Source organism: Micromonospora sp. KC213, assembly GCF_004348325.1.
Taxonomy (GTDB): Bacteria; Actinomycetota; Actinomycetes; order Mycobacteriales; family Micromonosporaceae; genus Micromonospora.
This window is the reverse complement of sequence record NZ_SMKF01000187.1, coordinates 1-10,971: the sequence shown is the minus strand read 5'-3', so window position 1 is coordinate 10,971 and position 10,971 is coordinate 1. Positions and strand designations below refer to the sequence as shown.

General features: G+C 71.1%; 8 protein-coding genes. 7 read left to right on the top strand and 1 reads right to left on the bottom strand.

Translation table 11 applies throughout. The features are described 5' to 3' along the window. The first annotated feature begins 179 nt into the window (after nucleotides 1-179). The 7 genes from E1166_RS26185 (at nucleotide 180) to E1166_RS26155 (ending at nucleotide 9,810) form a co-directional block, all read left to right on the top strand. Nucleotides 180-1,073 carry a septum formation family protein gene (locus E1166_RS26185; RefSeq protein ID WP_132342615.1) on the top strand — a complete coding sequence of 298 codons (894 nt, stop codon included), beginning with the start codon at nucleotides 180-182 and terminating at the stop codon, nucleotides 1,071-1,073. Between the two features lie 61 nt (nucleotides 1,074-1,134). Then, nucleotides 1,135-2,829, top strand: coding sequence for an L-aspartate oxidase (locus E1166_RS26180; protein ID WP_132342614.1), 1,695 nt, complete (start codon nucleotides 1,135-1,137; stop codon nucleotides 2,827-2,829). 46 nt (nucleotides 2,830-2,875) lie between these two features. Next, nucleotides 2,876-3,772, top strand: a complete 897-nt coding sequence (gene nadC, locus E1166_RS26175) for a carboxylating nicotinate-nucleotide diphosphorylase (RefSeq protein ID WP_132342613.1) — start codon at nucleotides 2,876-2,878, stop codon at nucleotides 3,770-3,772. A 59-nt stretch (nucleotides 3,773-3,831) separates the two neighbouring features. Beyond that, nucleotides 3,832-4,590, top strand: coding sequence for a type III pantothenate kinase (locus tag E1166_RS26170; protein WP_132342612.1), 759 nt, complete (start codon nucleotides 3,832-3,834; stop codon nucleotides 4,588-4,590). Between the two features lie 130 nt (nucleotides 4,591-4,720). Next, nucleotides 4,721-6,229, top strand: coding sequence for a lysine--tRNA ligase (lysS, locus tag E1166_RS26165; RefSeq protein ID WP_132270125.1), 1,509 nt, complete (start codon nucleotides 4,721-4,723; stop codon nucleotides 6,227-6,229). A gap of 110 nt (nucleotides 6,230-6,339) precedes the next feature. Then, nucleotides 6,340-6,684 carry an Lsr2 family protein gene (locus tag E1166_RS26160; protein WP_165942721.1) on the top strand — a complete coding sequence of 115 codons (345 nt, stop codon included), beginning with the start codon at nucleotides 6,340-6,342 and terminating at the stop codon, nucleotides 6,682-6,684. A gap of 594 nt (nucleotides 6,685-7,278) precedes the next feature. Continuing rightward, a complete protein-coding gene (locus tag E1166_RS26155; protein ID WP_132342611.1) occupies nucleotides 7,279-9,810 on the top strand; it encodes an ATP-dependent Clp protease ATP-binding subunit in 2,532 nt (843 codons plus the stop codon). Between the two features lie 204 nt (nucleotides 9,811-10,014). On the opposite strand, the gene E1166_RS26150 is transcribed toward E1166_RS26155, so the two are convergent. Beyond that, on the bottom strand, nucleotides 10,015-10,917 hold the full coding sequence (locus E1166_RS26150) for an A/G-specific adenine glycosylase (protein WP_132342610.1): 903 nt from the start codon (nucleotides 10,915-10,917) through the stop codon (nucleotides 10,015-10,017). Nucleotides 10,918-10,971 lie beyond the last annotated feature (54 nt).

Below are 10,971 nucleotides of genomic sequence, written 5' to 3'. Positions count from 1 at the left end.
CCCTCCCACTGCCCCCGCCCCCGCAGATCATGGGGTTGTCGTAGCTCGGGTCCGGCGCGTCGTCAGACAACCGCATGATCGACGGAAAGTGGGAGCGCACTTCCGGTCTGTCACCGAAGGGTCATGGGCGGCTACTCTGGGCGGACCGTCGGGATTGGTCGTCGGCTGGGGAGGCCGCGATGGGCCGTGCGATGAGGAGTGTGGCTGCCGGGTGGCTGGCGCTCGTGCTGCTGTCCGGCTGTGCCACCAGCGACGGGCTCGACGGTGATCTGACCGACGACTGGGCCGCGCTGCCTTCTCCGGGTCCGTTCACTCCCGAGGCGGGGGTGTGCCAGGTCGCCGGCTTCACCGACACCGTAGCTCTCGACGCGTACGCGCCGGTGGACTGCGCGGTGCCGCACCGGGTCGAGACGGTGCACGTCGGTGCCTTCCCCGCCGACCGGGCGGAGCCCTCGGCCACCGGCTCGCCCGAACTGCGTGGCGCGTTCGCCGAGTGCGACACGAAGGCCACCGGGTACGTCGGCGACGACTGGCGCGCCGGCCGACTGCGGTTGGCCGTGGCGCTGCCCACCCGGTCCGGCTGGGCGGCCGGCTCCCGCTGGTACCGCTGCGACCTGAGCGAACTGGACACCACCGAAGCCGCCGCTAAGGTGCTCATCCGCACCGGCAGCCTCCGCGACGCGCTCAAGGGGCCGTCGAAGCTGCGGCTGGGTTGTCAGCGGACCACCGAGGGCGGCGGTCGGGTGCGTACCCTCACCCCGGTTGACTGCGCGGTCGCCCACGACGTCGAGTTCGTCGGGGTGTGGCGGTCGCCCGCCCGGCCGTACCCGACGAAGGACGCCGACTGGGTGCCGCTCTACGCCGGCTGCCGTTCCGTGCTCGGCCGGTACGTCGGCGTGCCCGACGACGCGGACCTGCGCTTGCGCAGCGGCGTGGTGGTACGCCCGCCCGGTGCGGGCCGCTGGCGGGTGGGTGACCGGGGGGTCCGCTGTTACCTGTGGCTGAGCGACCGTACGGTGACCACCTCGCTGAAGGGCGCCGGTCCCGCCGGCCTGCCCGTCCGGACGAAGTAGCCAAAACCACTCGTCGAGCCCCCGCCGCCCGGGACGAGGACGCTTCGGGTTGACTGTTTCCATGGACCTTCCGACCGTCGACCTGCCGGCCCTGCCCCGCCTGCTGGCCGCCCCCGCGCCCGGCTGGGTGGAGACCACCGACGTGATCGTGGTGGGTTCCGGGGTCGCCGGTCTCACCGCCGCGCTGCACCTGCGTGAGGCGGGCCTGCACGTCACCGTCGTCACGAAGGTCAACATCGACGAGGGCTCGACCCGCTGGGCGCAGGGCGGCATCGCGGCGGTGCTCGATCCCGCCGACACGCCGGCCGCGCACGCCCGCGACACCGAGATCGCCGGAGTCGGGCTCTGCGACCCGGCGGCGGTGCGGGTGCTGGTCGAGGAGGGGCCGACCCGGCTACGCGAGCTGATGCGGCTCGGCGCCGAGTTCGACCGCCACCCCGACGGCTCGCTGATGCTCACCCGGGAGGGCGGGCACCGGGCCGACCGGATCGTGCACGCCGGCGGCGACGCGACCGGGGCCGAGGTGCAGCGGGCCCTGCACGCGGCGGTCCGTCGCGACCCGTGGATCCGGCTGGTCGAGCACGCCCTGGTGCTGGACCTGCTCCGGGCACCCGGCGACGGCCCCGACTCGCTCGGTGCGGCCTGCGGCATCACCCTGCACGTGCTCGGCGAGGGCAGCGAGGACGGCGTCGGGGCCATCCTGTCCCGGGCGGTGGTGCTGGCCACCGGCGGCATGGGGCAGGTCTTCGCGGCCACCACCAACCCGGCGGTCTCCACCGGTGACGGGGTGGCGCTGGCGATGCGGGCCGGCGCGGCGGTCACCGACGTGGAGTTCGTGCAGTTCCACCCGACCGCGCTGATCGTTCCGGAACCGGCCCGGCTGCCCGGTGCCGGCCTGGCCCAGCAGCCGCTGGTCTCCGAGGCGCTGCGCGGCGAGGGCGCCCGCCTGGTCGACGGCGACGGCAAGCGGTTCATGGTCGGCCAGCACGAGTTGGCCGAACTCGCCCCCCGGGACGTGGTGGCCAAGGGCATCCACCGGGTGCTGCTGGCCACCGGGGCCGATCACGTCTGGCTGGACGCCCGCCACCTCGGCGGGGACTTCCTTGCCGGGAGGTTCCCCACCATCGTCGCCTCCTGCCTGGCCATCGGCGTGGATCCGGCGGTCGACCTGATCCCGGTCGCCCCGGCCGCCCACTACGCCTCCGGCGGCGTCCGGACCGACCTGCGTGGACGGACCTCCATCCCCGGCCTGTACGCCTGCGGCGAGGTCGCCTGCACCGGCGTGCACGGCGCGAACCGGCTGGCCAGCAACTCGCTGCTGGAAGGGCTGGTCTTCTCCCGCCGGATCGCCGAGGACATCGCCGCCGGCCTGCCCGAGCAGGCGAGGCCGGCGCAGACCGGTGCCTGGGTGGGCGGCGAGGGCTGGCTGGTGCCGGCCGCCGGCACTGCGGCGCTGCAGCGGGCCATGACCCGGGGCGCGGGGGTGTTGCGTTCGGCGCGGACGCTCGCGGCGACCGCCGCCACGCTGACCGAGGCCGGCGCGGAGCGGGGTGTGTCGCGTACCGCCGACTGGGAGGCCACGAATTTGATCACCGTGGCGTCGACGCTGGTCGCCGCCGCGTACGCTCGCCAGGAGACCCGGGGCTGTCACTGGCGGGAGGACTTCCCGACGGCCGACGACCGTTGGCAGGGCCATCTGGTCGCGGCGGTCGGGGCGCAGGGCAGGTTGACGTCCCGGTGGGAGGGGTCGGCGTGAACGGCAACAGTGCGACAGGCCCTGCGGGCACCGGGGGAGGAGTGGAATGAGGCAGTCGACGGAACAGGCGTTGCATGCCGGTGGCCTCGATCCGGAGCGGGTCCGGCAGGTGATCGTCGACGCGCTCGCCGAGGACCTCGGCCCGGATTACCTCGACGTCACCAGTGTGGCGACGATCCCGGACACCCAGACCGACACCGGCGACCTGGTCGCCCGCGCTCCCGGCGTGGTCGCCGGGCTGGCCGTGGCCGCCGCCGTGTTCGAGCTGGTGGGCGAGGTGACCGGAGCGGACCGTACCGTCCTGGTGTCGTTGGTGGCCCACGACGGGCAGCGGGTGGCGCGCGGCGACGTGCTGGCCACCGTAACCGGCCCGACCCGGCTGCTGCTCACCGCCGAGCGGACGGCGCTCAACCTGCTCTGCCGGATGTCCGGAGTGGCCACCCACACCCGGGCCTGGGCGGACGCGCTGGCCGGGACGAAGGCGACGGTGCTGGACACCCGCAAGACCACCCCCGGCCTGCGCGCTCTGGAGAAGTACGCGGTGCGCGCCGGCGGCGGCACCAACAAGCGGATGGGCCTGCACGACGTCGCCATGGTCAAGGACAACCACAAGCTGGCCGCCGGTGGGGTCGCCGCCGCCTACCGGCGGGTCCGGGATTCCTTCCCCGACGTGCCGGTGCAGGTGGAGGTCGACACGGTCGCCGAGGCGGTGGAGGCGGTGGAGGCCGGCGCGGAATTCCTGTTGCTGGACAACATGACCCCGGAGACGCTGCGCGAGGTGGTGGCCCGGGTCGGCGACCGCGCCGAGCTGGAGGCGACCGGCGGGCTGACCCTGGAGATGGCCGCCGGGTACGGGGCCACCGGCGTGGACTTCCTGTCGGTGGGCGCGCTCACCCACTCCTCGCCGATCCTGGACATCGCGCTGGACCTGCGGGAGGAATGAGCCCGGTCGGGGCGGGCCACACCGACCCCGCCCCCGGACGCGGCGTCTAGGCTGCGTGCGTGCTGCTCTGCATCGACATCGGAAACACCAACACCGTGCTGGCGACCTTTGAGGGCGACAAGCTGGTGCACTCCTGGCGGATCAAGACCGACGCCCGGTCCACGGCGGACGAGCTGGGTCTGATGTTCCGGGGGCTGCTCGCCGGTGACGCGGTGGAGATCACCGGGGTGGCGGCCTGCTCCACGGTGCCGGCCGCGCTGCGCTCGCTGCGGACCATGCTGGCCCGCTACTACGCCGACCTGCCCAGTGTGATCGTCGAGCCCGGGGTACGCACCGGCGTGCAGCTCGCCATCGACAACCCCAAGGAGGTCGGCGCGGACCGGGTGGTCAACACGCTCGCCGCGTACACCCTCTACGGCGGCCCGTCGATCGTGGTCGACTTCGGTACCACCACCAACTTCGACGTGATCAGCGGTCGGGGCGAGTTCCTCGGCGGCGCGTTCGCCCCGGGCATCGAGATCTCCTTCGACGCGCTCGCCGCCCGGGCCGCCCAGCTGCGCAAGGTGGAGGCGACCAGGCCCCGGTCGGTGATCGGGAAGAACACCGTCGAGTGTCTCCAGTCCGGGCTGTACTTCGGTTTCGCCGGCCAGGTGGACCGGATCGTGGAGCGGATGAGCGAGGAACTGGGCGAGGTGAGGGCGGTCATCGCCACCGGAGGACTCGCCGCCCTGGTGATCAAGGAGTGCCGGACGATCACCCACCACGAGCCGATGATCACCCTGATCGGGCTGCGGATGGTCTACGAGCGCAACACCTGACGGCTTCCCGATGCTCGGCTGACCGGGCGGGCGGTCCGGGGGCGGGTTGTCTCCGTAACGGTGGCCGGAGCCCTTGAGTACGCTCATGGGCTGACCCGCCGAAACTCCCCGAAGCCTGAGGAAGCGTGCCGTGACCGAGCAGAACGCCGTGCCAGTGGACCCCGCCGACGACCTTCCCGAGCAGATGAAGGTCCGCCGGGAGAAGCGGGACCGGATGCTCGCCGACGGCGTCGAGCCGTACCCGGTCGGGTTCCCCCGGACCAGCACCCTGGCCGAGATCCGCGCCAGGTACGCCGACCTGCCCACCGACACCGCCACCGGCGATCAGGTCTCGGTCACCGGGCGGGTGATCTTCGTACGGAACACCGGCAAGCTCTGCTTCGCCACCCTGCGCGACGGCGACGGCACCGAGCTGCAGGCCATGCTCTCGTTGGACCGGGTGGGCGCGGAGCGACTGGACGCCTGGAAGCGGCTGGTCGACCTCGGCGATCACGTCGGCGTCACCGGTGAGGTGATCACCAGCCGCCGGGGTGAGCTGTCGGTGCTGGCGCAGGAGTGGGCGGTCACCGCGAAGGCGCTGCGTCCACTGCCGGTGGCGCACAAGCCGCTGAGCGAGGAGGCCCGGGTCCGGCAGCGGTACGTGGACCTGATCGTGCGCCCGCAGGCGCGGCAGATGGTCCGTACCCGGGCCACGGCGGTGCGGAGCCTGCGCGACTCCTTGCACGGCGCGGGATTCATCGAGGTCGAGACCCCGATGCTCCAGTTGTTGCACGGCGGCGCGGCAGCCCGCCCATTCGTGACCCACAGCAATGCACTCGACACCGATCTGTATCTGCGAATCGCGCCGGAACTGTTTCTCAAGCGGGCCGTGGTCGGCGGCGTCGACCGGGTCTTCGAGATCAACCGCAACTTCCGCAATGAGGGCATCGACTCCTCGCACTCGCCCGAGTTCGCGATGCTCGAGGCGTACCAGGCGTACGGCGACTACGACACCATGGCCGAGCTGACCCGCAATCTCGTACAGCAGGCCGCGATCGCGGTGGGCGGCTCGACGGTGGTGACGCACGCCGACGGACGCGAGTTCGACCTGGGTGGCCAGTGGCGTTCGGTGACCCTGTTCGGTGCGCTGTCCGAGGCGCTCGGCGAGGAGGTCACCGTCCGCACCGAACGGTCCCGGCTGGTGGAGTACGCCGACAAGGTCGACGTTTCCGTCGACCCCAGGTGGGGTCCGGGAAAGCTCGCCGAGGAACTCTTCGAGGAACTGGTGGTGCCGGGGCTGCAGGAGCCCACCTTCGTCCGGGACTACCCGGAGGAGACCAGCCCGCTGACCCGGGCGCACCGCAGCGAGCCGGGGCTGACCGAGAAGTGGGACCTGTACGTCCTCGGATTCGAGCTGGGTACGGCGTACTCCGAGCTGGTGGACCCGGTGGTGCAGCGGGAGCGGCTGGTCGCCCAGGCGCAGCTCGCGGCCCGCGGCGACGACGAGGCGATGCGGCTCGACGAGGACTTTCTGCGTGCGATGGAGTACGGAATGCCACCGGCCGGCGGCATGGGAATGGGAATCGACCGGCTTCTCATGGCGCTGACCGGCCTGGGAATTCGGGAAACCATCCTCTTCCCGTTGGTCCGCCCGGAGTGACCGGGGAACTTCTCCGGGTCGTTACCGCATCCTATTGACGCGCCGAGCATCTCGCGGGTTATCGTTCTTGTATCGCAGGCAACAACCCCTGCTCGAAAGGAATGTGGGACGTGGCCAAGCAGATCATTCACAAGCTGGTCGATGACCTGGACGGCGGGGACGCGGACGAGACCGTCAAGTTCGCGCTCGACGGCGTTCAGTACGAGATCGACCTGTCGAACTCCAACGCGGAGAAATTGCGCGAGACATTCGCGCCGTACGTGGCGGCGGGCACCCGGGTCGGCCGGGGCGGTGTCGTCGTGGGCGGCCGGGCCGCGCGGGGACGGGGTGGCGCCACCGCGGACCGCGAGCAGAACAGGGCGATTCGAGCCTGGGCGAAGAAGCAGGGTAAGGACATCTCCGACCGGGGTCGTATCCCGCAGGAGATCGTCGACGAGTTCCACGCCTCCCGCTGACCCACCCGATCGGTGACACGCCGGTCCGGAGCCTGTCTCCGGGCCGGCGTCGTGCTTCGCCGGCGTTCCGAGATCCGGGCGCCGGCCCCTCGCCGCCTCCTGGTTGACCCCTCGCGGCTTCCGGCGAGTCTTTTCGTCCCCGGTATGCTTTCTGCCCGGATATGCGTTTGTTGCTCGGCTGCGGAGCACTGTGTGCGGCGGGGCGCCAGGCCGGTCGCGGCGGGTAGGTGACGGCGTGGCGCGACCCGGGCAGCCTGGAACCCCGGGAACAGGCCCGCCGGCAGGGGCGTTGTCCACAACCGGTGGAGATTGCGTCCACAGGCTGTGGACGGCCCATCGGGGCTTCCGGGCGCCTTCCGTACCCGGGCCGAATTTCGCTCTGCGCGTACAGGTCGGGGTGTCGGAACACCTCCTGAGCGCGGAGGGTTGGTCCAAACAACGTCCGAACGGCTCGTCACGGGGACACACGACCTCAGCGGAGTCGGTCGGCGGCGATAGAGTAATGAGGCAAGGACGCCCGTCCCGGACGTCCGCGCACCGGCCCCGCCAAGATCTCGCACATCAAGGCGCACGGCACGTGAGGAGCACGAGGGCATGTTCGAGCGGTTCACCGACCGAGCGCGACGGGTTGTCGTCCTGGCCCAAGAAGAGGCCCGGATGCTCAACCACAACTACATCGGTACGGAGCACATCCTGCTGGGCCTGATCCACGAGGGTGAGGGTGTCGCGGCCAAGGCCCTGGAGAGCCTCGGCATCTCCCTGGAGGGCGTCCGTCAGCAGGTCGAGGAGATCATCGGCCAGGGCCAGCAGGCGCCGAGCGGGCACATCCCGTTCACGCCGCGGGCCAAGAAGGTGCTGGAGCTGTCGCTGCGCGAGGCGCTGCAGCTCGGCCACAACTACATCGGTACGGAGCACATCCTGCTCGGTCTGATCCGTGAGGGCGAGGGCGTCGCCGCCCAGGTGCTGGTCAAGCTCGGTGCCGACCTCAACCGGGTTCGCCAGCAGGTGATCCAGCTGCTCTCCGGCTACCAGGGCAAGGAGCCGGCCGCGGCCGGTGCCGCGCCGGGCGAGGCCGCGCCGTCGACCAGCCTCGTGCTGGACCAGTTCGGCCGCAACCTCACCCAGGCCGCCCGCGAGGGCAAGCTCGACCCGGTCATCGGGCGCGAGAAGGAAATCGAGCGGGTCATGCAGGTGCTCTCCCGCCGTACCAAGAACAACCCGGTTTTGATCGGTGAGCCCGGCGTCGGCAAGACCGCCGTGGTGGAGGGGCTGTCCCAGAAGATCATCAAGGGCGAGGTGCCCGAGACGCTGAAGGACAAGCAGCTCTACACGCTCGACCTCGGGGCACTGGTCGCCGGCTCCCGCTACCGCGGTGACTTCGAGGAGCGCCTGAAGAAGGTGCTCAAGGAGATCCGCACCCGCGGCGACATCATCCTCTTCATCGACGAGATCCACACCCTGGTGGGCGCGGGCGCGGCCGAGGGCGCGATCGACGCGGCGAGCATCCTCAAGCCGATGTTGGCCCGTGGCGAGCTGCAGACCATCGGCGCGACCACCCTGGACGAGTACCGCAAGCACCTGGAGAAGGACGCCGCGCTGGAGCGCCGGTTCCAGCCGATCCAGGTGGGTGAGCCGTCGCTGGCCCACACCATCGAGATCCTCAAGGGCCTGCGCGACCGGTACGAGGCGCACCACCGGGTTTCGATCACCGATGCCGCGCTGGTGGCCGCCGCCACCCTGGCCGACCGGTACATCTCCGACCGGTTCCTGCCGGACAAGGCGATCGACCTGATCGACGAGGCCGGCGCCCGGATGCGCATCCGCCGGATGACCGCACCGCCAGACCTGCGTGACTTCGACGAGCGCATCGCCCAGGTGCGTCGCGACAAGGAGTCCGCGATCGATGCGCAGGACTTCGAGCGCGCCGCCCAGCTGCGTGACAAGGAGAAGCAGCTCCTCGGTCAGAAGGCGCAGCGGGAGAAGGAGTGGAAGGCCGGTGACCTGGACGTCGTCAGCGAGGTCGACGACGAGCAGATCGCCGAGGTGCTCGGCAACTGGACGGGCATCCCGGTCTACAAGCTGACCGAGGAGGAGACCTCGCGCCTGCTGCGCATGGAGGACGAGCTGCACAAGCGCGTCATCGGCCAGGAGGACGCGGTCAAGGCGGTCTCGAAGGCGATCCGGCGTACCCGGGCTGGCCTGAAGGACCCGAAGCGCCCGTCCGGCTCGTTCATCTTCGCCGGCCCGTCCGGTGTCGGTAAGACCGAGCTGTCCAAGGCCCTCGCGGAGTTCCTGTTCGGCAGCGAGGACGCGCTCATCCAGCTGGACATGTCCGAGTTCCACGACCGGTACACGGTCTCCCGGCTGGTGGGTGCCCCTCCCGGCTACGTCGGCTACGACGAGGGTGGCCAGCTCACCGAGAAGGTGCGGCGTCGGCCGTTCTCGGTGGTCCTCTTCGACGAGATCGAGAAGGCCCACCCGGACGTGTTCAACACGCTGCTGCAGATCCTGGAGGACGGTCGGCTCACCGATGGTCAGGGTCGGATCGTGGACTTCAAGAACACGGTCATCATCCTGACCACCAACCTCGGTACCCGGGACGTCGCCAAGGCGGTTTCGCTGGGCTTCCAGGCCTCGGAGGACTCCGAGTCGAACTACGACCGGATGAAGCAGAAGGTCAACGACGAGCTCAAGCAGCACTTCCGGCCCGAGTTCCTCAACCGGATCGACGACACCATCGTCTTCCACCAGCTGCGTGAGACCGAGATCCTCTCGATCGTGGACATCATGACCGCGCGGATCGAGACCCAGCTGCGCAACAAGGACATGGGCCTGGAGCTGACCGACAACGCCAAGAAGTACCTGGCGAAGAAGGGCTTCGACCCGGTGCTGGGGGCCCGGCCGCTGCGCCGCACCATCCAGCGCGACATCGAGGACAACCTCTCCGAGCGGATCCTCTTCAACGAGCTGACCCCGGGTCAGATCGTGGTGGTGGACTGCGAGGGCGACCCCGAGAACATCGACAAGTCGAAGCTGGTCTTCCGCGGCGCGGACCGCCCGGTGGACGTGCCGGACGCGGTTCCCGCCGACCTCGGCGGCACCGCTGCCGCCGGCGCGGACGAGTAAAGAACGACCGTACGAGGCGACGGCCCGGTGGCATTGCGCCACCGGGCCGTCGCCCTTTCCATGTTCTCGGCTCGCCGCCGCCTCTCGACCAACCCGCCAAACCGCCTCCGTTAGTTGCGGCAGCTGGGGATGTCCGGCGCGCTGGATGCCGCTATATGCCGCAGGCCCAAGGCCAGAGGGCGGCGGCGGGCTGTGCTTACCCGGTCAGCGGGCCGGGTGGGCGGTCGGTCCGTCGCCGATGAGCCGGAACGCGTCCTCCCCGACCGGCTCGACCAGACCGTCCGTCACCAGCCCGGCCAGCGCCCGGGACCGCTGTACGTCGTCGTGCCAGACCTGGTCGAGTCGTTGGTGCGGGACCGGGCCGGTGGCGTCGCGCAGCACCCCGAGGAGCAGCCCACGGACCTGCCGATCGGTGCCGGCGTACCGCTGGGGGCGCCGGGTGGGTCCGGCGGGTGCGGCCCGGCCGGAAGCCCGCCAGGCGCAGACCGACTCGACGGGGCACGCCGGGCAACGCGGCGAGCGGGCGGTGCAGACCAGCGCGCCGAGTTCCATGAACGCGGCGCTGGCCAGAGCGGCGGCGGCCGGCTCGACCGGTAGCAGTTCCTCGCAGGCAACCAGATCCGACGGGCGGGTGGTCGGCCCGGCGTCCGGCTGGCCGGCGATGGCCCGGGAGACCACCCGGCGGACGTTGGTGTCCACCACCGGGTGTCGTTGCCCGTACGCGAACGCGGCGACGGCCCGCGCGGTGTACGTGCCGACGCCGGGCAGCGCCAACAGTTGGTCCAGCTTCTCCGGCACCTCGCCACCGTGCCGTTGCACGATCGCCACCGCGCAGTCGCGTAGCCGCACCGCCCGACGGGGGTAGCCCAGCCGTCCCCACATCCGGATCGCCTCGGCGGGAGTGTCGGCGGCCAGCGCGGCCGGGGTCGGCCAGCGCCGCAGCCAGGCGTGCCAGGCGGGCAGCACCCGGACCACCGGGGTCTGCTGAAGCATGACCTCGCTGACCAGGATGGGCCACGCCCCCACCCCGGGCACCCGCCAGGGCAGGTCGCGGGCGTTCTGTTCGTACCACCGGGTGATCCGGGTGGCGAAGGTCGGTTCGTTCATCGCGCCGACGATGATGTCATGCGATGTCTTTCCGCAGGATGGGCGGGCCGGGCG